Genomic DNA, 23,462 nt, shown 5'->3' with positions numbered 1-23,462 from the left:
GGAAGCCGCTAAGCAACAATGCTTTAGCTTTTTAATAAAGATACTATTAATGCTGGTTATAACGAATTACTCAATTTTCTTAATCTGCTGTTAATAACTTCGATTACTAAGTTAATCTTCGGTTCGTATCTTTAATTCTATTATGGGGTTTAACGATGATCCAATTGTAGACGACAATTCAAAAAGAAGCGAGGAATCGGTAAACGCCGCAAGAAACATGTTTACCCGGAAAAACGGTTTTATTCTACGGGAAGAATATCCTGACTACGGCGTTGATCTGGATATCGAATTGGTTTTCGAAAATGATCGCGCATCATCCAAGAAATTTGCAGCTCAGATCAAAAGCACTGAAAAGATTAAAACGAGAGGTGAAGGCAACGATCTGATTACTCTTCCGTTTAAAACTTCTCGGCTCGGTTATTTAGCAAGGCGCTCGCCGGCGTACGGTATTATCCTGATTTATGATGAAACATCTGCGAAATGCTATTTCGATTACGTTGAAGATATTATCGTCCGATTAGATGATATGAGTAGCCGAGAGGATTGGCGAGATCAGGAAAGTGTCAATATTTTAGTGCCTACAACTGAATTAACCAAAGATCAGCTCCAGAATATTCATCGAAAGTTTTCCACTCGACATGAAAACCACAATCTGATGATAAAAGAACATGGTTCCGAGTTTAACATTCCACATCTGGAACTTATTACCCATAGATCACCAGGAAAGATCAATTTTCAGGATCCGCTTCAAGTGGCGGATTTCCTAGTTAAATATGGCAGTTTTCTTTTCAATGAAAACGAATACCAGTCGCTGTCCCAAATGCTTGGAGTACTGAGCCGTGCCGTTGTCGATAATTCGCCAGAGCTTGTATTTCTTTCTGCGATATTGTTTACTCAAATGGGAAATGTCGTCGAAGCAGACTACTACCTGCGAAAAGCTAGAAGACTCGAAAACAACCTCTCCGAGGAGCAAATCGGTATTATCGGCTTTTCAGAAATTCAGCTTGATTTTCTCAAAGGCAATATTGATCACAAAAATTTCCTAAAAAGGCTCAAAGAATTAGGAACTTATGCAAAAAGCATAGAGAATCAGCTCACATTAGAAATCAACATTGTTTTTTTTGACCTGATTACCAATCTTGAGAACAGGGACTTAATCCATAACGATCTGATCAAACAGAGAATCGGTAGCTTACTGCATAAAATCGAGAGTGTACAAATACCAGAACCTAAAAAGCATTTACTTAAGATATATCATTCTGAAAACCAACATACGTTTGCCATCAATACATATTTAAACTACTATACACGGTTTAAGACTAAAGAGGGCTTACAAATGCCTGTTCCAATGGCGGAGCGGATCTTTTATGCACAACTGACACTCGAATTAACAAGCGCAGCAGTAGAAACAGCTTTTAAGGCCTATCATTACGCGAACACGAATGATCTTGGCTTACTGAAGGCCTACGCTGCTCATCATCTGGCTAAGTACTTTTTTACTTTTAGCTCGACAATGCAAATTGTGAAAGACGAGGACAATCCTGCGGTTAATGATATTCAAAAGCAGATCGATCGGTACGAAAATAATCAGAATTTCAGTCTTATCGCTTATAACCAATTTTTGGAGTTAGGCATGTATCAAAATGCGCATGAAGCGCTTTGTACAGCCTATGAAATCTTAAACCTGTGCCAGCGAGCGACCGGTAAAAATATCGGCCCTCGCCCCGCTAAAAACTTGCTGCAGATTATAGCGGAAATCGAATACCAACATGATCTTCAGCCATTTGAATCGGCAGTTGACAGGATATTTTCTGACATGGCGAGAAGGCAGCTTGGAGACAAAGCCCCACTAAAAGATGCCACGGATCAGGAGATTATTTATTACGCTGAACGGATACTTGAAGGATATGATCTTCCCGAAGATCGTCTGCCTAGTATTATTCATGATATGAAGATGCACCGGGAGTTTGAGAAGCGATGCACAAATCCGAACATCCAAATGCTTCAGGACATGAGGCACATGGATGATCAACGCACGTTTTATAGAGTCCCACCGAATTATGTACTCTGGCACAAAACTTTAGATATTCACACGAGACCTAGTATAGACATAGAGGTTTTGCTTAAGGAGTTTGAAACGATCTTAACTAGTGATTAGTAAAATGTGGCACGATGACGGCTTCGAAAAAACACCATTATATCCCACGCTTTTATTTAACCGGATTTACCGATTCAAATAACCAGTACTACGTTTAGGACAAACAAACAAAAAAGATTTGGCTAACCACTCCTGAAAACTCTTTCGCTGAGAATCATCGAAATACTGGTATTGTCGTTGATCAGATTACAAAGGAGATACATAAATACGATATGCCGGAGGAAATGTTAGCTCATTTTGACAGTAGATCGGCCAGTGCTGTCTATGACAAACGCAATTCAACAATCAAAGATGATATGCTGACGGTGGACAGGCTGTATGCATTACGTTTCTTCATCGTCTCAACGTTCTGGCGAACACCAGCAAATGATGGAATCCGCAAAAGAATCATCAAAACCCGTTCTTTCGAAGACCTGGGGTTTGGTATTTTCAACAAGGGAAAGCGCCAGTCTGAAACGAAAAAGATGATGATGGATAAAGATCTCTGGCATAAGATGTATCCGACGCTGCTGTCTATGGTTTCATTTAGTAAATCATACAAAAGAAATAACAGCGTGGACTTTAAGCTGTATTATAGATCGAATCACACACATGTCGTTACCGATAATCCAGTTATTTTAAAAGAATTTAAAGACTTTTCAAGTCTTAATGAAGAATTCATATTCCCGATAACGGGTAAAGTATTCATTATTTCAACCGCACGACATAAACCCAGACAGCTTCCGCCAGCGTTTAATCTGAAAATGGATATCCTCCTTTTTGGTAATGCCAGTAGGTACGTAGCTTGTTGTAACAAGGAGTATCTGTTATTCCTTGTCCAGCAAGTCGAATCGTTTATGGTGAAACCTGGGTTTAACTCAATGTTGAAAGACAACATCTCCGGTCATTTTTATTAAGGACTAACATCAGTAGCTTGAAGCGTTTTTTAAAAAGACTGTTAGATGCCTGTTTACAAAATCATAACGTTTACTTTTAATAAACAATCAGCTTTGTAAACCATAGCGGACTTTCAATCAGAATGTTCCCAATGGCATCGTTCACAAAAATAACCCGTGTGAAATGTTTCGTAGGGATACTCTCCGTTGTTGGCAGGAACGAAATAGTCGGTAAATAAATAGTGCTGACCTGTCAGTGCATCGCAGTGTGGACATGTGTTGGACAGGTATGATTCGCCAATGGTTCGACTGAAATTATCCCGAATATCCACACCCTCTTCGCGCGCAAGCGCCAGTTCGTCGTCGGTAAAGGCTTCTGGGCCCGGGTGATAGCCGCCGCAATCCAGCATGCCTACTTTCATTGGGGCTTTGCATTTCCAGCAATCTGCGTCGATAATAACCAGGCTTTTGTCTTTCTGGAACCCATTACATTTTTTGCATTTGGGATTCAGGCAACTATTAACGTATTTGGGTCCGGCGAGCATGTCTTTAAAACCCCTTCCGTTGTCATTCAGCGGATTCAGCTGTATATAAATAACGCCGCTTTGCTGAAAGCCTTCAGCAGCCGTGGAATTGAATTTCTTATTTTTAGAAATATCAATAACGGCAAAGGGATTCGCGTTTTCGTCCAGCAAGAAAATCTCGGTTGACGTGTCTTCAGTAACAGATTTGACCCTCCTTAACAGATCGCCGGAATGGTGCCCATCGCAATGTACGCAATGCCATGATATCGGCAATGGCTCTTTTGCAAGAAGATGTTCCTCCAGTAAAGCTATTACTGTTTTTTTAAAAGTAGCCCGCTTTGTTAGCATGTGGTAAACAGAATTTTAGTCCCTAGGTAGATTAAATATACAAAAATTAGGAAAAAATGCCATTTGCTTCCTGGTTTAAGCTATTCGATATTTTGTCCGATCATCGGCAAATAACATGATAAATCCAGAAGCCAATCTTTTCGTGTCTTAGTATGGCCGAGAACGGGCCGCCTTTCTTTAGGTCGTCTATCGTTTTTATCTGATTGGAAGCGTCAGTATCCAACCCTGTCTTTTTTGGCTTTTGCTGAGGCAAAGTTATACCTCTTCGGTTGGCAAGGCCGATGCCCTTCGGGTTTGAACAAAAAAATCTCCACGCCTTCGGGTAGTATTTTTTTGCTTCAAAGCCTTGCCGTCCCACCCCTCGCACAAATTTTTTGCCTCTATCAAAAGCCAAAAGTGGTTTCTGCCAAATGAGCTTTTGAGAAACTAATTTTTTAATCACTTAAAGAACCATTAACATGGCAACAGAAATCAAAAACCGCCCAAATGTGCCAGGCACAGAGGCAAAAAAGGACAGCGCAAAGGCAACAGAAGTAAAAGCGAACGGAGCCGTTCTAACTCCTAAGTCAACCAGTAAGCCGGAGGAAAAAAAGAGTGAAACGCCCAACAACGCTACAAATCAACCGGAGCAAAAACCTGCTGGAATGGCCTCAAGCCAATCAGAAAAGCCAGCCGAACAATTAAAAACAGAAACAACTACTTCCGAAGAAGGCAAAGCAGTAAGACCTGTATTAAACTTGGAATCTACATTGAAGGTTGTTCAAGACTTGCACCGGCGCAGCATTCAGAGGGATAACTTGCTGACTCGCATCGGGCAACTGGAAGCTTTCGAGATTTCCCTCATTGAAGGAAGCGACGAGTTAGAAAGCAATTATTTTCAGGGTTGCAAACTGACCATCACAGACGACAAAGGGAAGCAGTTTACTACAAATACCGCTGGATTGATTCGTATGGTTTCTCAATTTATCTACGAAGCCTGTATTGAGAAATTACAGGATATTGAAGCAAACATTGTATTTCCAAATTCTTAACCTGTTGCCCCTGCATCGTGCAGGGGCAACTTAATTCCTTTTATCATGATCGATCTATTTATTCAATTAACCGACCAGTTGTTTTGGGAAGGTTACACCGAACGGTTAGCGAAGGAAAACCCGGAGCAGTTTACCGCAGAATTCAATGATTATTTAAACAGCTATCAATTTTAATGTTATGGCACATCTCATAAATTTTAATGAAAAGACAGGGAAGCATAGCTTCTTTTCTGTCCAAGAAAAAGCATGGCACGGATTAGGGCAAATCGTAGCAGACTATCCCAATAGTGCAGATGCCATAAAATATGCCGGACTTGATTATACAGTAGAAAAACGCTCGCTATTTACGTATGATACTGAAAACCACCACGGCGACCCTGATACAGATGTTATTATTCCCGAACTGGAGGTGCCAAATTATTTTGCAACTATTCGTACAGACACAAAACAGGTATTAGGGGTTGTTGGTAACGATTACGAAATAGTACAGAATACGGCTGCATTTTCCTTTTTCGATGCTATTGTGGGAGGTCAAGACGGAATATTATATGAAACCGCAGGGTCATTAGGGCAAGGCGAAAAGATTTTTATTACCGCTAAATTGCCGGGGTATATTCGGGTAGGTTCGGACGATCTAATCGAAAAATACCTTTTCTTGACTACCTCACATGATGGGTTTGGAAGTATCACGGCTGCGTTTACACCCGTCCGCATAGTTTGCAACAATACACTTAATGCAGCTTTAAGTAACATGACCAATGTTATTAAAATCCGTCACACCGCAAGCGCACAAGACAAGCTTAAGGAAGCCCATAAAATTATGGGGATTTCAAACGGACTTTCAGAGGAATTGAATACTATTTTTAACCGTTGGGCGAAAGTTCGCATCACCGATCAAGCCGTTTTGAAATTGGTTCAGCAAGCCATGGCACCAACAAAAGAAGTGTTGCAAAACGTTCTGAACGGCAACGAGGATGAGCATTCAAGTTACTTTAAAAATGTTTGCCAAGATATTAGCGAATACGCATTCAGCAACGAGACACAACAAACTGAGACGACAAAAGGAACTCTTTTTGGTGCGTACAATGCGGTCACAGGATATTTTCAGAACGTCAAAGGTTTTAAAGACGAGGAAGCAAAAACCAAATCTATTCTTTTTGGCAGAGGACTTTGGAAGTCGCAAAATGCATTCCGACTATGTGCAGAATTTGAGCGGATCGGCACAGGTAGCCTTTTTTCACGAAATGCCGGAGTTAAGCCGATAGCTTTTTATTCCTAATTTTTACGGATTGCTAATTTCCCCTCAGGTGTTTCATCTGTGGGGAACCTTGCGGGAAGCGCCCGGCCCTTTGGGCACGGGCGCTGGTCATTTTTAAAGACTGCGAGATTTAACCAGGCGATCACTTCTATTAATCATCAATTCCGGCACAAAGTTAGGCCGACGGGCATCTGGGCGCCCAAAAACTTCCGGCATAAACGCGCTATGCCAGTCCACAGGCCATTTATTCCTTTGCTTTTTGGGCTTGATCGCCCGCAGCCTGGCACGCACCATAATTCATTCTTTCACTTTAATCAAGAACATTATGGAAACGCAAGAAAAGTATTCATTGAACCAGGTTTCAGAAATACAGATCATTTACAACCCTGTAATTAAACCTTCACAACGTCCGAAAATAGATTGCTCGAAGGATGTATATGAATTGCTAAGAGGTAATTGGGACGAAAATAAAATCGAATTTATCGAGCAGTTCAAGGTAATGTTGCTCAACCGGGCAAACCGAGTTTTGGGTATAGTAGAGATTTCTACGGGCGGGGTTTCTGGTACCGTAGCAGATCCGAAGGTGATTTTTGGAGCCGCACTCAAAGCCGCCGCCGTTTCAATCATATTAGCTCATAATCATCCATCCGGCAACTTAAAGCCTAGTCAGTCAGACATTGCTTTAACGCAAAAATTCGCGGCAGCTGGTGCATTTTTAGATATTGCTGTTTTAGAACACATCATACTGACAAGTGAAGGTTATTTGTCCTTTGTTGATGAAGGATTGATGTAAAGCAATTACTCACCCTTCGAGTTCATGAGAAAGTGATGCGTTTTACACTCCCGTTATAATGCACTTTACTAGAACTTCATAACCTTTTAAGTGGCTAATGTGCATAGGTAGTCATTATCATTCCGTCGTGATCGGCAAACGTATTACCAATGATATTAGATTCCAGAAAAATTGCTAACCTTGTTAGAAAAACGCACAAAATGCATAAGACCGCTTTCGATAGTTTCAGGATAACATTCACGTTTTTGAACGTCCTAATACTTGTAGCGGCTGTTGGTGTTCAGTAAATATGAAGTAAGAAATGAATGCAGTTGAAATTGAAGAAGCTATTTCATTGTTAGCAGAACAGCCTTTTGTTCCGGCTGAATTTCCATATTCGTTCCTTGAGGCTTTTGGCAATAAAGAAACAACGATTAAACGCCTAAAAACCGGAAATAACAATAAATCAGATATTGAAGGTGGGGTTCTGCAACAGAGTAATATACATATCGCTGTATGTAATGATGGAAACATTTCGGAAAAACTTAAACAGCTGAAAGACAGCCCTGCAACAAGCAAAAATAAAGTTAAGTTTATTTTAGCTACTGATGGAAATGATTTTCAGGCTGAAGATGTAAACAGTGGTGAAACAGTAGCATGTAATTATCTGGACTTTCATAATCACTTCGGATTCTTCTTACCATTAGCAGGTATTAGCACGGTTAAGCAAATTCGTGAAAATGCTTTCGATATAAAAGCCACCAGCCGCCTGAACAAACTCTATATCGAATTACTTCGTTCGAACCCAGAATGGGCAACGGCAGAGCGCCGTCACGATATGAACCATTTTTTGGCGCGTTTAATATTTTGCTTCTTTGCTGAAGATACAGACATATTCAGAAATGATTGTCGTTTTACGCAAATTGTGCAGCAAACGAGTGCCGGTGATGGATCAAATACCCATGAGGTTATTAGTGAAATTTTTCGGGTGATGGACACTAAGCAGGAAGAACGCGCAGACAAGAAGGTGAAAAGTTGGGCTGTTAAATTTCCTTATGTAAATGGCCAATTATTTTCTGGATCAACTGAAACACCGAAATTTACAAAGATAGCCAGATCCTATTTGCTTCATGTCGGCAACCTTGACTGGAAGATGATCAACCCTGATATTTTTGGCTCGATGATTCAGGCTGTCGCCGACGAAGATGAACGCGGCGAACTAGGAATGCATTATACATCAGTTCCCAATATTTTAAAAGTATTAAATCCTTTATTCCTCGATGAGCTTAGGTCACAATTGGAAGAAGCGGATGATAATGCCAGAAAACTTCTTAATTTACGCAAACGAATATCACGCATCCGTGTGTTTGATCCTGCTTGTGGGTCTGGAAATTTTTTGGTAATTGCGTATAAGCAACTTCGTGAAATCGAATTTGAAATTAACAAACGACGAAGTGAAAGTGATCGGCCAACCGAAATACCTTTAACCAATTTCAGAGGAATAGAGCTGCGGGATTTTTCAGCTGAAATTGCGAGGCTAGCACTTATTATTGCTGAATATCAGTGCGATGTGCTCTATCGCGGCCAAAAACTGGCGTTGGCAGAATTCTTGCCACTAAACGCTGAAAACTGGATTACCAGCGGGAATGCATTGAGAGTTAATTGGCTATCTATTTGCCCTCCGGTAGGCAAAAATGTTAAGATATTTGGAGATGATTTGTTTAGCACTTCTTTTGATCAAGCAGAAGTTGTATTCGAAAACGAAGGAGGTGAAACATATATCTGCGGCAATCCTCCGTATTTGGGTGCGACAATAAAAATTCCAAGGGGAGCAAGTCAGGCGACTAAGGACCGTATAAAGAAGGAGGAAGAAAGTCGTAAATCCGATCTAAAGGCCATCTTTGCCTACCGGACTACCACCTGGAAGTCGCTTGATTACGTCGCCGGCTGGTTTATGAAAGCAGCTGATTATGGGATGAAAACAAAATCGGCTTCCGCATTTGTATCAACCAACTCAATCTGTCAAGGACAACAAGTACCAACGTTGTGGCCATTGATTTATAACACAGGACATCAAATCACGTTTGCGCATACATCTTTTAAATGGGCGAATCTTGCCACTAATAATGCCGGTGTTACTGTCGTGATTGTTGGTATATCCAATCAGGTCCCTAAAATTCGCCGCCTATTTACTATCGGCGAGGATGGTGAGACTATAGAGAAGAAGACTGATAATATTAATACATATTTATCGCCGGGAAAAAACATTGAACTCTCAAAATCAGCCAACCCATTAACTGAAGTATCTCCTATGGATCGGGGCGATAGCGCTGTAGATGGAGGTGGTCTTTTATTGGATATCGCGGAAAGCAATCAATTGAAGTTAGAAAGCCCTAATGCACATGCATTGTTTGTTCGCCCGTATATTGGTTCGGAAGAGTTGATCAATGGAAAATCAAGGTTTTGTCTTTGGATAACCGATAACAATAAGAGTATCGCAGAACAGTCGCACTTCATTAAAGATCGCCTTGAAAAAGTCAGATCAATGCGGTTAGAAAGTAGCAAAAAGCAAACCGTAGAAAGTGCGAATGACCCCCATAAATTCGGTGAAATTCGCCACCGCGAAAGCCTTTACACAATTGTTGTTCCAAGACATAGTTCTGAAAATCGAAGTTATCTGCCCTTTGGTCTTGTAGAACCGGGATCAATCATTGCTGATAGTGCTTTTGCTTTTTACGACGCTCCTTTATGGAATATGTCGCTAATATCATCGCGCATCCATTTAGTATGGATTAAAGCGGTATGTGGACAACTGGAGACTCGAATTAGATACTCGAATACCCTTGGTTGGAACACATTCCCTATACCGACTTTGACGGCAAAGAATAAAGAAGATTTAAAAATATGTGCAGAAGAAATTCTGATCGCGCGAGAACGCCATTTTCCAGCAACAATTGCCGATTTGTATAATCCGGAAGAAATACCTGAAGATTTATGGCAAGCTCATGATCGAAATGATGAAGTTTTAGAGCGCATCTACATTGGCCGTCGGTTTAAAAATGATACAGAACGCCTCGAGAAGCTTTTTGAACTTTATACTCAAATGACTGCTCAAAGAAAAGCATTATGACCGAAAAAAAAGCCATACCATCCGTTACCGTCAACTATAAGGGCACCAGAGGTTCGACCAAATCGAACGAACTTGGTATGCGCCAGATGCAAGAAAGAGCCTATGAAAAGCGCGGAGAACAGTATTTACTGATAAAATCTCCTCCGGCTTCCGGCAAAAGCCGTGCTTTAATGTTTATCGCGCTTGATAAACTCCATAATCAAGGTGTCAAGCAGGCAATTATCGCTGTGCCGGAAAAATCTATCGGCTCAAGCTTTGCTGATGAGGCACTTACTAAGTTCGGCTATCATTATGACTGGCACGTAGAACCCAAATGGAATCTTTGTAATGCGCCTGGTGAGGACGGCAGCAAGGTCAATTCAGTTAAGGCTTTTCTAAAAAGTGCGGATAACGTGCTGGTTTGTACCCACGCAACTTTCCGTTTTGCTATAGAGCGTTTGGGTATTGAAGCTTTTGACGAACGACTGATAGCTGTTGATGAATTTCATCATGTTAGTGCTGATGAAGGCAATGTATTGGGCTCACAACTAAAGCACCTCGTTTCACGGGACAAAGTGCACATTGTTGCTATGACGGGTTCCTATTTTCGTGGAGACGCAAACCCTGTTCTAATGCCGGAAGATGAGGCCAAATTTGACACCGTTACTTATACTTATTATGAACAGCTAAACGGCTATGAATATCTGAAAACGTTAAATATTGGTTATTACTTTTATAGCGGCGCTTATGCTGATGAGATTTTAAATATTCTTAATCCTCACGAAAAAACCATTATTCATATCCCTAACGTCAATTCTCGTGAAAGTACCAAGTTTGGTAAGAACAAAGAGGTTGAGCATATTATTGACGAACTAGGAGTTTGGCAGGGCATTGATCCCATAACTGGCTTTCATCTCGTCAAAACGTTGGATGGTAAAACTTTACGGATTGCTGATCTGGTTGATGATGATTCGAAGCGAGCAAAAGTACAATCTGCACTTAGAAGCGTGGAAGCAAAACAGAACCGCGACTATGTTGACATAATAATTGCGCTTGGGATGGCTAAAGAAGGGTTTGATTGGATTTGGTGCGAACATGCGTTAACAGTGGGCTATCGATCGAGCCTAACAGAAATAGTCCAAATCATTGGCCGCGCAACTCGTGATGCTCCAAACAAAACCCATACGCGCTTCACAAATTTAATCGCTGAACCAGATGCTTTGGAAGGGGCTGTTACTGATGCCGTCAATGATACGCTTAAGGCAATTTCTGCAAGTTTATTGATGGAACAAGTACTGGCACCAAGATTCAATTTCACACCTAAGAAACCAGAGAATGGCCCCGTCGACGGATATGACTATGGTGAAGGTGGGTACAATCCAGACAAAGAAAATGTTGGGTTCAATGAAGAATTCGGGCAATATCAAATTGAGATCAAAGGGTTATGCATACCGAAAAGCCAGGATGCGCAACGTATTTGCCGAGAAGATTTGAACGAGGTTATCGCTGCTTTCGTACAAGACAAACAAACCATAGAACGAGGCCTATTCGACAAAGAAATTGTCCCACAAGAGCTCACTCAAATTCGACTGGGGAAAATAATTAAAGAAAGATATCCGGAATTAGATATTGACGATATTGAAGCTGTACGACAACATGCTATAGCCGCATTAAACCTTACACAAAAGGCGAAGGAAAAACTTAATAATGATGGTGAATTAAACAGCCGGGCCAACACATCCCTAATTGATGGAGTGCGTAAATTCGCTATGGACGTACGGGATCTCGATGTAGACTGGATTGATAGCATCAATCCATTTAGTGAAGCTTACTCTATTTTAGCCAAGGCGATGACAGAGCAAAGTCTAAAAGCGATGGCAGAAGTTATTTCTGCAAAAAAACCGAATCTGACATTAGAGGAAGCGCGCGAATTAGCTAAGCGGGCGTTAAAATTCAAGCTAGAACGAGGCAGATTACCCGACATCAAATCTGTTGACCCCTGGGAGCAACGTATGGCTCAAGGTGTCGCAGTGCTTGCCCGTAAAAAAGCGGAGGAAAGAAATGGCTGAGAAGAAAAAAATTACCGAGGAAGATGATGCGCTTTTGTCAGACCTCGGCATCGAAATTGAGGCTAAAAAACCATCTGGTCATGCCGCGATAGACGAGCGGATAATTGCAGGTTTTGAAGAAATTCAAAAATTTGTCGAAAAGACAGGGCGCTTGCCCGAACATGGTGAAGATAAGGATATATTTGAGAGACTATATGCTGTAAGGCTTGATGAAATTCGCAAACACGAAGAGTGTAGAAGCCTGCTAAAAAATCTGGATCATCAACTTCTTTTGGATGGCGACTTTAAACCAGCTACGAACATTTCTGAGGATATGGGAGATGATGAATTGCTGGCTCACCTTGGTTTGGATCAAACTGATGAGAACTCCATTAGGAACCTTAAACACGTAATACCTCGCGCAGAAAAAAAGGCAGCGGAAGAAATAGCCAATAGAACGCGCTGTGAAGATTTTGGGCAATTTAAACCGTTATTTGACGCAGTAACAAAAGATTTAGAAATAGGGTATCGAAACACAGTTCACTTCAAAAAAGATGCTGGTTTTACTAAAACAACACTCAAAGAAGGGCAATTCATTATTATAGGTGGCCTGATTTCATACATAGCGGAAATTGGAGAAACGTTCAAAGCCCCAAATGGTGAAGATGATGCCCGTTTACGGGTGGTCTATGCCAACGGCACGGAAAGTAATATTTTGTTGAGGTCGTTGATCCGCGCGATGTATAAGGATGAAACGAGTAGATTTATTACTGACCCAAATTCTGGGCCGCTCTTTTCAGGTGAAAATAGTGAAGATGACCTTGACAGTGGTACAGTATATGTTCTCCGAAGTCTTTCTGATCATCCACTCGTTAAAGAAAACAGAAACGTGGTTCACAAAATTGGTGTGACGGGTGGAGATATTAAAAAGCGCTTTGCGATCGCAAAACATGATCCTACTTTTCTTATGGCTAATGTAGAAATAATTGCTACATATAAATTAGCTAATATTAACCGAGCAAAACTTGAGAAGATTATTCATAGATTTTTCGGGACAGCAAAATTGGACATTGAAATGAAAGATCGTTTTGGAAAGGCCGTAAAAGCACAAGAATGGTTTTTGGTTCCGATTTTCATCATTGATGAAATGGTGGAAAAAATAAAGGAGGGTACTGTTGGAGATTACTATTATGACCCGTCTAGTGTGACGTTAAAAAAGTGCTAGTAAACAAACTGAAACAGGATTCGCGTGTATGAGAGACCATTTATCTTTAACGCGGATACTTTTTGAACCATCCACCTATTAATATAAGATGGACGAAACGGATCAATTACGGCTATCGAAAATATTCAATGTTTTCAACTAAAGATTACGTTAAGCTATCATAGCTGCATATGGCTTCAAAAGACTTGCATAGTAAACCGTTCGACGAAGAAACGATCACCAAACTTGAGATTTTTGAAAATTATACTCAGGAATGGTTGCCTACCTTCATTATGCAGGGCATACCCGAAATCTTTATCTTTGACTTTTTTGCCGGCACTGGCTATGATAAGGCTGGAGTTGCGGGGAGCCCGATTCGGCTATTGAAGAAGATTGAAGAACAGATTGGAAATATGTTCCAAAAATCGGTTCACGTTACGCTCTTTCTCAATGAGTTCGAACCGGTCAAGAAGGTACAAGCAAAATTTGACCTACTGAAAGCGTCTTGCGATACGTATTTGGAAGAACATCCGCGGTTGAAACATAAAGTCCAGATCAAATATTATAATGAGGACTTTGAGCAGCTATTCTCAAAGCTTTTGCCGGAGATAAAAAAAGTTCCATCACTGGTGTTTATGGACCAGAACGGCATTAAGTTCACATCAGAAAAATATTTCTTGGAATTGGAAAAGACTACGCAAACTGACTTCCTATACTTTATTTCTTCTTCCTATTTCTGGAGATTTGGAAAGCAAAAAGAATTTGTGATGCATTTGGATATCGATATGGAAGCGGCAAAAAAAGATCCGTATAAATTTATCCATAGAAACGTTATTGAACAGATACGAGCGAAACTACCTATCGGTACTAAATTGAGATTGTACCCTTTTTCATTAAGGCGAGGGCAAAACATCCATGGAATCATTTTTGGCGCAAAACATCCGCGTGCAGTTGACAAGTTCTTGGGCGTAGCCTGGGAAAAGAATGCTATGAACGGGCAGGCAAATTTCGATATTGATGACGATATTTCAAAAAACCAGCTCCCACTGTTCGGTGCACCACAAAAAAAGCGTATAGGGGTGTTTCAGGAACAGGTGCGAGAAAAGATTCTTAAAGGTGAAATTACTAATAATAAAATGTTATATGACTTTACACTTGGCGAAGGGCACATCGCTAATCACGCTTCGGATGCTGTTAAAAAGATGAAAAAGGATGGTGAGTTAAGATACGAATCGACCTCCCCACTGGCTAACTATGATAACGCTTATAAAAACCCAAGGCTACTAACATACGAAGTCTTAAAGAAACGTTAATTTCGAACTTTAATATTAAAATGCTAATTTTATTAGCTTTAGCTTATGGCGCAGTCAAATATAGAATGGACCGAATTGACTTGGAACCCTGTTACGGGCTGTACTAAGGTCAGTCCGGGCTGCAAGCATTGTTATGCTGAGACAATGTCTAGACGATTAAAGGCCATGGGGGTGCCAAAATATGCAGACGGTTTCAATATTAGAACTCATTCAGATTCCCTTACAATACCATTCACTTGGCGTAAATCAAAATTAGTTTTTGTGAACTCAATGAGTGATCTGTTTCATCCAGACGTTCCGACCGATTTTATTAAAGCGGTGTTTTCTGTTATGAATAACACCCCCCAACATACCTATCAAGTATTAACTAAACGGTCTGAACGGTTGTTAGAACTGTCGGAACACCTACACTGGACAGCAAACATCTGGATGGGAGTATCTGTCGAAAACGAGGATTATACTTTTCGAATTAATCAACTAGCCTTAACGAACGCTCATACTAAATTCTTATCAATTGAACCGTTGATCGGCCCGATCCAGCAGTTAAATTTAAATAGCATCGACTGGGTGATCGTGGGAGGTGAATCTGGTCATAAGGCTAGGCCAATCAAAAAAGCTTGGATCGAGACCATAAAACACGCTTGTGAAATTGCCAGCATTCCATTTTTCTTCAAGCAATGGGGGAAGCCAAAGTTTAATGAAGATTTAAACGATCCTACCATTAATGCAGCACACCCGGAGCATGCCAAGGGTGGTTGTCAACTAAATGGCGAAATTTTCCGACAAGTTCCCGTAATCGTTACTTTGGCTAGTTGATGCAAGTGATCTGGTCATCGCCGCATTATCCGCCGACAACCGTCTTCGAGACATTAGACGATGAGCTACAAACGTAGTGTCTGAAATATATGCAAGATTTCTCCGGCTTGGAGCAAGCCGAAACAAACATTCCACAAAGTCGGTGTTAAATAATCCCAAGATGTTTGTAATTAGGCATCGTAGAATGGACTTATTTTCACCAACTTCGATATAATTAGTATATTTAAACAGTCATTTAGGTACAGTACCTAACCAGATACCCGTTATCTGGTATTCTTTGCAAGTTATTGACGGTCAAGTTAATATAGAAATAGGTTCGAGCCCAGGTGGGCGCACGAAAGCAACTCCAAACGAGTTGCTTTTTGTTTTTAAGCCCAACTGGGCGAGAAGTTTATCCCGACGCAGGAGGGAACTGCAGGTGGGCGCACGAAAGCAACTCCAAACGAGTTGCTTTTTGTTTTTAAGCCCACCTGGGCGAGAAGTTTATCCCGAGGAGGGAACTGCAGTTGGGCGCACAACGGGCTTATAGATTCTCACTTTTGGAATGAAATATCAACCTGTGCCAGCGTCTGTTATCAATTAAATTTCCAAATAGCTGAATTCAATTAGCATCTTTGGATTACAGTATTTATTTTCAGTTAAGCTAAACCAATATTTTCGAGGTACATTAAATCTTAATACCAAATGATTGTTAATAAGAATGATATCATCTCCTGGGTTAAATTATATACAAAAAATTTACTTAATTACGCCATTACTAAGGTTCCACAAAAGGAAATCGCAGAAGATTTGGTACAGGATACATTTCTTTCAGCTTACCAATCCCAAAAAAACTACAAGGGCGAAAGCAATGTAAAAACGTGGTTGTTTTCAATACTCAAACATAAGATCGCAGATTATTACCGTTCAAAATACAGAACCAGTATAGAATTATCATCCAATATTATTGAACAGTTCTTTGATGATGGTCATCACTGGAAACCGGAGTACAATCCGATAGAGTGGACAAACGAAAAAGAACTATTGGATGATCCGGAATTTTCAGAGGCATTGAAGAAATGTTTTGAACAATTACCTGAAAAATGGTCATCGGCATTGCAATTTAAATACCTGGAAGAACAAGACAGCAAAGCCATCTGCTCTGAACTGGAAATCACAAGTACTAACTTTTGGCAGATCGTCCACAGGGCAAAACTTCAATTAAGAAATTGTCTGGAAATTAAATGGTTTAAACAATAGCTTGTCAGGAATTGCCATATCGTGCGACTATTCATCAAAGAATATCAAATATTATGAAGAGTAATATAGTAACGCGCTAATTGTTAGGCAATTTGTTGGATTTGTGTATTGATGCTTCTGCTAATGTTGTTAAATTAAATAAAAATCTCCAAATTTTACATGGGTAAATCTTTTCTATGAATGTTATGAATAGAATGCTATTGTCTTGCGTAAAGGCAACAGAGCTTACGGAAATGAAGCAACATATTCCCTTAAGTATGGTAAAATCTATCCAACTGCACCTGCATGCCACTGTGTGCTCTGGTTGCAAAAATTATATGAAGCAGAGCCGGATAATTGATGAACTTCTTCAAAGAAAATTTAATGGCCTTGCTATTATCGAAAATACCGATGAGCTTGAATCGGCTATAATTTCTAAGATCCTATAAAAAAATGTAAAAGATTTTGTCAGGTTCTATTGAATTGAGAGACTAATTAGTATAAATCATATTTATAAACTATTTAAAACGAAAAAATGAAGAAATTAATTTTAGCACTGGCCATTATCTTGAGTATCTCAATTTCATCAATTGCTCAAACGCCTTCTAAAATGGAGATGAAAGAAAAACAAAAGATGGAGATGAAAGATGGGGTGATGATGATGAACAACAAGGCTATGTTGTGCAGCAACTCTAAATGTGCACTTCTTACCAAAACATACACCTCCACGGATGGATCCAAAGTTTCTCCAAACGGTACGATAACAAAGCCGAATGGTTCTAAAGTGAAATTAAAGAATGGTTATTCAATTGACAAAAGTGGCAAGATAACCATGATGCCACACGGTCATAAAGGGCATGTATGTGGAATTGAGTGCCACAAGATGATGGAGAAAATATGAGAAGCTCATGAAAGCTTCATTAACATTAAAATAATTCATAAGAATCATGAAAAAACTACTGGCTTATATATCACTTTTCGGAATCGCATTCCTACTCCATTCCTGCACAAAAGCAGAATCTGTTTTTACGGAAACTCTGCCCGAGACGATATCAGTAACATCTGACGCAACAAATGTAATTGCAGGAACCTCTATAACGTTCACTGTAAAATCGTCGATTAAGAATGAAATTGTAACAGGTGCGAGCAAATTGAATATAAATGGTACTGTAATTACTGGCAACACATACACGTTTCCCCAGGCAGGCACTTTTGCGGTATTTGCTTCAAAAGGTAGCTTAAATTCGAATGTAATTTCAATAAATGTAACCGCTAATACGTCATTAGCAGCCAGTTTTGTAAGCAGAGTTTTAGTAGAAGACTTTTCAGGAACCTGGTGTGGCAATTGTCCGGCAATTTTATATGGTGTTGACTTGTTACACAAGCAAACCGACAAGGCGATTGTAGTTAGTGGTCATTTATTTAATGGCGACCCTTTTATTACCTCACAGGGAAACAGTCTTGCAGCCCTTCTTGGAATTACCAGTGTGCCCTCGGGTAAAATAAATCGCACAACTAGTTGGATCGGGCCACAGTATGAAAATGTACCACAGGTAATTAATCAAATTAAGCCTACCGCACCTTTAGGTCTTGCAATTAATTCTGCCGTTAGCGGCAGTACGTTAAATGCAACTGTAACAGTTTCATACGGACAACCGTTATCCGGCAATGCAAAACTCACTGTTTACATAGTAGAGGATAAATTACTTCACACACAAGCAAACTATTCAGCAACCTTATATTCCGGCCAGGCCAGTATTCCAAATTTTGAATACAATGGCGTTATCAGATCAATCGCCTCGAATTTGTCCGGTGATGCAATAGCCAGTAACGGCACGGCTGTAACTAAAACATATTCAATGGCTTTACCTTCAAATATCTCTAACCCTGCTAACGTAAGGCTGGTTGCTTTTATAACAAACGAAGCAGGCACAGTAATAAATGTACAGCATGCAAAACTCGGAACCACAAAAAACCTGGAGATTCTATAGTTAGTTTAAGCTATTCTCTCAGATTTTGATTTGAAAAAAACTCTCAAGAATAGCCTTTAAAACAGAAGTATGAAAATATATATATTGGTTCTTTTGTCTATTATTTTATCTAGCCCCGGGGTTTCTGCGCAACAAATACCTGACGTTAAACTAGATGATCTTCAGGGTAAATCATTTAACACAGGTTTACTTAATAAGGCAGATGCAAAGGTAACGGTGTTAGCTTTCTGGGCAACCTGGTGCATTCCCTGCATTAACGAGCTTTCTACTGTCAATGATAATTTAGACGACTGGAAAAAAAAGTATCAATTTGATTTTTATGCTGTATCTGAGGATGACAGCCGAACCATCAACCGCGTTAAACCTTTGGTAAATGGAAAAAATTGGGATTTCACTGTTTTATTAGATAAAAATCAGGATTTAAAACGCAAACTCAATGTTATGAATGTCCCTTACACAATGATTATAAAGGGGGGTAAAATAATTTACAAGCATTCGGGTTTTGTGATAGGGGATGAAGAGGCTTTATTAAAAGTTATAAAGGATAATCAATAAAAATGCATCTAAAAAAAATATTTTTTATTGCATTAATTACAACCTGTTCTTTAAGTACCCAGGCACAATTAAGTGGCGGTTTTGAATCAAATTCATCGGTCTATATTGACGATAAGAAAATAAATCTCGACCAAATAGAATCAGGGAATCGTTTTCGGTCTAATACGTATCTCCGTTTAGATTATAGGTTCGAAAAGTTTACTGCTGGCGTACAGGTTGAGTCGTACGAGCCCAAGTCCTTATTAAACTATTCACCCAATTTCAAAGGTGTAAATCTTGGCACATACTATGTAAATTATAAAAATGACAGCCTTCGTTTGGATTTAACTGCCGGGCATTTCTATGAGCAGTTCGGTAGTGGGCTGGTTTTCCGATCTTGGGAGGACAGGCAATTAGGAATTGCCAATTCTATAGCAGGTGTAAGAGTGAAGTATGCCCCATTTACGCCCCTGCAGGTAACCGCACTATACGGTAAGCAGCGCAACGGACTTGGGTTTGATTTTACCAACAGCAAGGTATTAGGCATAAATGCAGAACTGGATGTCGCAAATTTGCTAAAAGCAAAAAAAATTAAATACGCTATAGGCTTAAATTATGTAAATCGGCAAGAAGAATCGAATAGTAACATATTGCCTTCTTCTACCTGGTTAACTTCTGTTAGCGGGAAAGCTCAGAACGGAGGCTTTAGCGCTGAAGCAGAATATGCCTTTAAATCTGCAGACGCATTGGTGGAATTTGGAAATGTAAGACCCGATTTGCAGTTTGATGGCGACGCTTATCTTTTTAATGTTGGATACTCTAAAAAGGGCTTAGGTATTAATTTAAGTATGAGAAGGTTGGAGAATTTTGCCTTTTATTCCCAAAGAAATCTGGCAGGCAATGCAAATAACGAAGGTATTGTAAATTATATTCCCTCACTCACCAAACAGCATGATTATAGTTTGGGCAATATATATATATACCAGGCGCAACCTGGTTTACGGTTTGAAACAGGAAGAAATAAAGCTGGTGAAATTGGTGGGCAACTAGATGTGATTTACCAATTCAAAAAGGATACCCAGCTTGGCGGAAAATATGGCACTAACATATCGCTGAATTTTGCGCAATGGCATGGTCTCCAGGGCGTGTATGATGCCCCGACCCGCAGATATAAAGCGGACTTGTTTGCGTTTGGTGAAAAATATTACCGCGAAACAAGCATCGAGATAAGGAAGAAATGGAGCCCGAAACTGTTATCGGTTGTTACCTATCTCAATCAATATTACAATGCAAAATATGTAGCAGAAACTTTAGGTGAAGTTGATGCAAATACTGGTATTACAGAGAATGTATTAAAAGTAGGCAAGCACAATTCTGTAAAATTAGAACTGCAACATCAATGGGCAACTGGTGAACTAAAAAACTGGGCAGCTTCGCAGCTTGAATTTAACGTGGGAGAACGCTGGTCGTTTTTTGCTTTAGACTTATATAATTATGGCAATCCGGATCCATTGAAGCGAATTCATTTTTACAATACAGGAGTCGTATTTAAAAAAGATGCTATACGAGTTCAAACTAGCTATGGCAGACAACGTGGGGGACTGGTTTGCGTAGGAGGTGTATGCCGTTTCGTTCCGCAAAGTGCAGGTCTTAATTTAGCGTTGAATGCGAGTTTTTAATATTTTTAATCGCTGTAGATGAGCAATCCATCTGGATTGCTTATTGTTTTTACGCCCACCTTGGCGAGAAGTTTATCCCGACGAAAGGAGGGAAGCCCAGACAACTCCTTATTTCTCATAGAAATTAATCTTTACTAACGCATCATACATCGAACGCGCAGGAGGCGGTGAGTAATTACGACAATAGTTACAGCATCCCCCACCAATATGGTAATGAGTCCGTAGCTATTGCACTAACTTAGAATATTCTAAAGCGATCTCAACTAAACTCTAACTAGTGTTAACTTAAAACGTGTTAAAATGAACAGAACTAAATTGTGGCTGGCTGTGGCCTGCCTAGGGATTTTGCAATCCTCATGTAAACGAAACGAAACTAGTGAACCACAGTCTCCGACGGAAGTTTCGGGTACTAAAAATGCCGCTTCCGGAAACACCGTCAGCGCCCTGACTTTTCAAAACACTGTAATCCCGGTAGCAAGTAATCCCAAAGATCCGCAGGTATTCCGTGCCGCTGATGGTAAGTTCTGGCTGGTGCATCCAGATGACAATAAATACTATGCTTATCATTCTACCGATCTGATCAACTGGACAAAGCAAAGCGCTGCTTTGATGACCGCAAGTACGGGAACCTTTTGGTCATCCGGAAGCTATAAATACAACAGTACCTACAACCTGTATTTTACTGCGAATAATGGTCAGCTTAAAAAGACGATCGGCGTGGCAACGTCCACCTCTCCCGGGGGGCCATACACGGTGGTGAATTCTTCGCTGATGGTAAAGCAACAAACCGACGGTACATACATTCCGTGCATTGATCCATCGGTTTTTAAGGACCCCGTTTCCGGCAAGCTATATATGTATTATGCCCGGAACGTTGGTTCGGGTACTGACCCGGATCTTCGGGTTGTGGAACTTACGGCCAACGGCTTAAACAAGGTTTCGAATACCGATCAGCAGGTACTAACCATTAACCAGAGTTGGGAAAATATTAATGTTGAGCATCCATTGGTGTACTATGCCTCGAATGCACCTGTGAGCAGACGTTATTATATGCTATACAACGGTTCTGGCGGTGCCCTGGCAAGGTACGCGATAGGATATGCGTGGTCGTCTTCACCTACGGGGCCATTCACTAAAGCGCCTGAAGGTACTGCTGTCGGAAATAACCCACTCTTTCAGCAAGATCCGACCCAAAATCTTTACGGTCCCGGATCCCCTAACCGGGTGGTTGACGATGCGGGTACCATGTGGATGATCTATCGGATAAAGACGACTGCCGGCGAAAGCTGGTCTGACCGAGCTATAAGCGTCGACCCCTTCCTCCGGAACGGTGATAACGACCTGGAAGGGACGCCTACCAGGGGTATTACGCAGAATAGGCCGGTGTTCTTTTAGGGGTTTATTGGCCTGCAGCAAAATCTCACGTAGGGTTTCTGCTGCAGGCCTTTTGCTGCATTGGAGATATGAAGATTAGCGTTTAAATAAACTGGTTGATTTGAAAATTGCAGCTTATTAACCCGAGCTTTCTATATCATTATTGTTTAAACTAAGACTGTTTCGCTTACTTCGGGAGGTTTGACAGCTTCCCATGCATCCAGAAGTTTGATGGTCCTTTCAGAAATGATCTGCAGAGCCTCTTTTGTCAGGAAAGCCTGATGAGGTGTGAGCAGGCACCTGGAGTGCTGAATAAAAGATTTGAGAAGCTGATCGTCCACGATATCATGGCTATGGTCGAAGAAGAAAATATGATTCTCAAACTCATACACGTCCATTCCAACCCTACTGATCTTGTCCCTTTGCAGGGCATTATAAACGTCAATGGAATTGAAGATTGCACCGCGGCTTACGTTGATCAGCATAACTTCGTCTTTCATTTTTGCTATACTTTCCGAATTCACCATGTGCCTGCTTTGCTGAGTAAGAGGGACGTGAAATGAAATAATATCAGCTTTTTCATAAAGAACGTCCAGGGATACCTGCGTTGCGCCTGCAACGCTGCATTCTTGTTCAACATTATTAAAATCTGAAACGAGGATATCGCATCCAAATCCGGAAAGAATCCGCACCAGTGCTTGTCCGGTTTTACCAAAACCAACAACGCCCACCGTTTTATTGCGGATGGTTGTTCCCACGAGAGCATCAAGTCTGAAATCATATTCCATCATTTGCTGATGAGCCGGAAGAATATTCCGGCACAGGGCCAGCATAAGGGTGATAGCGTGTTCCGCTACTGATTCGGGTGAATAGGACGGAATGGACGCAACCTCCAATCCCAGCAGCTTAGCCGCTGCCAGATCAATGTGATCCGTACCGGTTGAGCGTGTAATGATGTATTTAACTCCGATCTGTTTCAGGTCTTTCAGGATCTGTTCAGAAAGGTCATCGCTGGTGAACACCAAAACTGCGTTCTTTCCCTTTGCATGCGACACGGTCTCTGTGGATAACGCATCAGCAGTAAGGGTTATATCATGTCTGTTGCAGTTCGCTTTGGTCAGGAATTCCTTTTCAGCGGCTTTGATACTATAGGCTGTGACTTTCATAGTGGATGTTTTTTATCTAAAGGTATTGACACCCACCCTGATGA

At 40.7% G+C, this 23,462-nt stretch carries 19 protein-coding genes and 1 pseudogene; 18 read left to right on the top strand and 2 right to left on the bottom strand.

Translation table 11 applies throughout. The features are described 5' to 3' along the window. The first annotated feature begins 142 nt into the window (after positions 1 to 142). Both WKF69_RS01065 and WKF69_RS01060 read left to right on the top strand, forming a co-directional pair. Entirely contained in the window at positions 143 to 2,158 is a 2,016-nt protein-coding gene (locus WKF69_RS01065; RefSeq protein ID WP_340378763.1) for a DUF4365 domain-containing protein, read from the top strand. 113 nt (positions 2,159 to 2,271) lie between these two features. Further along, a pseudogene (locus WKF69_RS01060) lies at positions 2,272 to 3,054 on the top strand (hypothetical protein); the annotation flags it as partial. 113 nt (positions 3,055 to 3,167) lie between these two features. On the opposite strand, the gene WKF69_RS01055 reads toward WKF69_RS01060, so the two are convergent. Then, positions 3,168 to 3,905 carry a hypothetical protein gene (locus WKF69_RS01055; RefSeq protein WP_340378761.1) on the bottom strand — a complete coding sequence of 246 codons (738 nt, stop codon included), beginning with the start codon at positions 3,903 to 3,905 and terminating at the stop codon, positions 3,168 to 3,170. Positions 3,906 to 4,363: 458 nt separating this feature from the next. On the opposite strand from WKF69_RS01055, the gene WKF69_RS01050 reads away from it, so the two are divergent. The 16 genes from WKF69_RS01050 to WKF69_RS00975 all read left to right on the top strand — a co-directional run bounded on the left by WKF69_RS01050 (position 4,364) and on the right by WKF69_RS00975 (position 22,273). Beyond that, positions 4,364 to 4,936, top strand: coding sequence for a hypothetical protein (locus WKF69_RS01050; RefSeq protein ID WP_340378759.1), 573 nt, complete (start codon positions 4,364 to 4,366; stop codon positions 4,934 to 4,936). Between the two features lie 45 nt (positions 4,937 to 4,981). Further along, entirely contained in the window at positions 4,982 to 5,110 is a 129-nt protein-coding gene (locus WKF69_RS01045) for a hypothetical protein (RefSeq protein WP_340378757.1), read from the top strand. 4 nt (positions 5,111 to 5,114) lie between these two features. After that, complete coding sequence (locus WKF69_RS01040; RefSeq protein ID WP_340378755.1) at positions 5,115 to 6,215, top strand: DUF932 domain-containing protein; 1,101 nt, start codon at positions 5,115 to 5,117, stop codon at positions 6,213 to 6,215. A 238-nt stretch (positions 6,216 to 6,453) separates the two neighbouring features. Continuing rightward, positions 6,454 to 6,987: a JAB domain-containing protein gene (locus tag WKF69_RS01035; RefSeq protein ID WP_340378753.1), complete on the top strand. Its 534-nt coding sequence runs from the start codon at positions 6,454 to 6,456 to the stop codon at positions 6,985 to 6,987. A 301-nt stretch (positions 6,988 to 7,288) separates the two neighbouring features. Next, a complete protein-coding gene (locus WKF69_RS01030; protein WP_340378751.1) occupies positions 7,289 to 10,096 on the top strand; it encodes a DNA methyltransferase in 2,808 nt (935 codons plus the stop codon). Then, positions 10,093 to 12,144 carry a DEAD/DEAH box helicase gene (locus WKF69_RS01025; RefSeq protein ID WP_340378749.1) on the top strand — a complete coding sequence of 684 codons (2,052 nt, stop codon included), beginning with the start codon at positions 10,093 to 10,095 and terminating at the stop codon, positions 12,142 to 12,144. The genes WKF69_RS01030 and WKF69_RS01025 overlap by 4 nt, the downstream gene beginning before the upstream one ends. Next, the gene (locus WKF69_RS01020) at positions 12,137 to 13,348 is read left to right on the top strand and encodes a GIY-YIG nuclease family protein (protein ID WP_340378747.1); all 1,212 of its coding nucleotides are present in this window, start codon (positions 12,137 to 12,139) and stop codon (positions 13,346 to 13,348) included. The genes WKF69_RS01025 and WKF69_RS01020 overlap by 8 nt, the downstream gene beginning before the upstream one ends. Positions 13,349 to 13,518: 170 nt before the next feature. Next, positions 13,519 to 14,640 carry a three-Cys-motif partner protein TcmP gene (gene tcmP / locus WKF69_RS01015; RefSeq protein WP_340378745.1) on the top strand — a complete coding sequence of 374 codons (1,122 nt, stop codon included), beginning with the start codon at positions 13,519 to 13,521 and terminating at the stop codon, positions 14,638 to 14,640. A 45-nt stretch (positions 14,641 to 14,685) separates the two neighbouring features. Next, the gene (locus WKF69_RS01010) at positions 14,686 to 15,456 is read left to right on the top strand and encodes a phage Gp37/Gp68 family protein (RefSeq protein ID WP_340378743.1); all 771 of its coding nucleotides are present in this window, start codon (positions 14,686 to 14,688) and stop codon (positions 15,454 to 15,456) included. Positions 15,457 to 16,140: 684 nt separating this feature from the next. Beyond that, positions 16,141 to 16,695: a sigma-70 family RNA polymerase sigma factor gene (locus WKF69_RS01005; RefSeq protein ID WP_340378741.1), complete on the top strand. Its 555-nt coding sequence runs from the start codon at positions 16,141 to 16,143 to the stop codon at positions 16,693 to 16,695. Between the two features lie 185 nt (positions 16,696 to 16,880). Then, positions 16,881 to 17,123 carry a hypothetical protein gene (locus WKF69_RS01000; RefSeq protein ID WP_340378739.1) on the top strand — a complete coding sequence of 81 codons (243 nt, stop codon included), beginning with the start codon at positions 16,881 to 16,883 and terminating at the stop codon, positions 17,121 to 17,123. A gap of 86 nt (positions 17,124 to 17,209) precedes the next feature. Next, the gene (locus WKF69_RS00995) at positions 17,210 to 17,575 is read left to right on the top strand and encodes a DUF6799 domain-containing protein (RefSeq protein WP_340378737.1); all 366 of its coding nucleotides are present in this window, start codon (positions 17,210 to 17,212) and stop codon (positions 17,573 to 17,575) included. 46 nt (positions 17,576 to 17,621) lie between these two features. After that, positions 17,622 to 18,665: an Omp28-related outer membrane protein gene (locus tag WKF69_RS00990; RefSeq protein WP_340378735.1), complete on the top strand. Its 1,044-nt coding sequence runs from the start codon at positions 17,622 to 17,624 to the stop codon at positions 18,663 to 18,665. A 69-nt stretch (positions 18,666 to 18,734) separates the two neighbouring features. Continuing rightward, a complete protein-coding gene (locus tag WKF69_RS00985; RefSeq protein ID WP_340378733.1) occupies positions 18,735 to 19,220 on the top strand; it encodes a TlpA disulfide reductase family protein in 486 nt (161 codons plus the stop codon). A 2-nt stretch (positions 19,221 to 19,222) separates the two neighbouring features. Next, the gene (locus WKF69_RS00980) at positions 19,223 to 20,878 is read left to right on the top strand and encodes a DUF6029 family protein (RefSeq protein ID WP_340378731.1); all 1,656 of its coding nucleotides are present in this window, start codon (positions 19,223 to 19,225) and stop codon (positions 20,876 to 20,878) included. Positions 20,879 to 21,178: 300 nt separating this feature from the next. Then, a complete protein-coding gene (locus tag WKF69_RS00975; protein ID WP_340378729.1) occupies positions 21,179 to 22,273 on the top strand; it encodes a family 43 glycosylhydrolase in 1,095 nt (364 codons plus the stop codon). Between the two features lie 146 nt (positions 22,274 to 22,419). Here WKF69_RS00975 and WKF69_RS00970 read toward each other — a convergent pair whose 3' ends face one another. Continuing rightward, entirely contained in the window at positions 22,420 to 23,418 is a 999-nt protein-coding gene (locus WKF69_RS00970; RefSeq protein ID WP_340378727.1) for an NAD(P)-dependent oxidoreductase, read from the bottom strand. Positions 23,419 to 23,462 lie beyond the last annotated feature (44 nt).

The sequence above is a fragment of the Daejeonella sp. genome (assembly GCF_037719425.1).
Lineage (GTDB): Bacteria > Bacteroidota > Bacteroidia > Sphingobacteriales > Sphingobacteriaceae > Daejeonella.
Note: the sequence above shows the minus strand (reverse complement) of the source record. Positions and strands in the feature narration are given on the sequence as shown.

Excerpts from the sequence above, each read along its gene's own strand:
- WKF69_RS00980 (WP_340378731.1), top strand. The coding sequence starts at position 19,223 with ATGCATCTAAAAAAAATATTTTTTATTGCATTAATTACAACCTGTTCT.
- WKF69_RS01005 (WP_340378741.1), top strand. The coding sequence starts at position 16,141 with ATGATTGTTAATAAGAATGATATCATCTCCTGGGTTAAATTATATACA.
- WKF69_RS01010 (WP_340378743.1), top strand. The coding sequence starts at position 14,686 with ATGGCGCAGTCAAATATAGAATGGACCGAATTGACTTGGAACCCTGTT.
- WKF69_RS01025 (WP_340378749.1), top strand. The coding sequence starts at position 10,093 with ATGACCGAAAAAAAAGCCATACCATCCGTTACCGTCAACTATAAGGGC.
- WKF69_RS01000 (WP_340378739.1), top strand. The coding sequence starts at position 16,881 with ATGAATAGAATGCTATTGTCTTGCGTAAAGGCAACAGAGCTTACGGAA.
- WKF69_RS00970 (WP_340378727.1), bottom strand. The coding sequence starts at position 23,418 with ATGAAAGTCACAGCCTATAGTATCAAAGCCGCTGAAAAGGAATTCCTG.
- WKF69_RS01055 (WP_340378761.1), bottom strand. The coding sequence starts at position 3,905 with ATGCTAACAAAGCGGGCTACTTTTAAAAAAACAGTAATAGCTTTACTG.
- WKF69_RS01045 (WP_340378757.1), top strand. The coding sequence starts at position 4,982 with ATGATCGATCTATTTATTCAATTAACCGACCAGTTGTTTTGGGAAGGT.
- WKF69_RS01050 (WP_340378759.1), top strand. The coding sequence starts at position 4,364 with ATGGCAACAGAAATCAAAAACCGCCCAAATGTGCCAGGCACAGAGGCA.
- WKF69_RS01065 (WP_340378763.1), top strand. The coding sequence starts at position 143 with ATGGGGTTTAACGATGATCCAATTGTAGACGACAATTCAAAAAGAAGC.
- WKF69_RS01030 (WP_340378751.1), top strand. The coding sequence starts at position 7,289 with ATGAATGCAGTTGAAATTGAAGAAGCTATTTCATTGTTAGCAGAACAG.
- WKF69_RS01020 (WP_340378747.1), top strand. The coding sequence starts at position 12,137 with ATGGCTGAGAAGAAAAAAATTACCGAGGAAGATGATGCGCTTTTGTCA.
- WKF69_RS00975 (WP_340378729.1), top strand. The coding sequence starts at position 21,179 with ATGAACAGAACTAAATTGTGGCTGGCTGTGGCCTGCCTAGGGATTTTG.
- WKF69_RS00990 (WP_340378735.1), top strand. The coding sequence starts at position 17,622 with ATGAAAAAACTACTGGCTTATATATCACTTTTCGGAATCGCATTCCTA.
- WKF69_RS00995 (WP_340378737.1), top strand. The coding sequence starts at position 17,210 with ATGAAGAAATTAATTTTAGCACTGGCCATTATCTTGAGTATCTCAATT.
- WKF69_RS00985 (WP_340378733.1), top strand. The coding sequence starts at position 18,735 with ATGAAAATATATATATTGGTTCTTTTGTCTATTATTTTATCTAGCCCC.
- WKF69_RS01040 (WP_340378755.1), top strand. The coding sequence starts at position 5,115 with ATGGCACATCTCATAAATTTTAATGAAAAGACAGGGAAGCATAGCTTC.
- tcmP (WP_340378745.1), top strand. The coding sequence starts at position 13,519 with ATGGCTTCAAAAGACTTGCATAGTAAACCGTTCGACGAAGAAACGATC.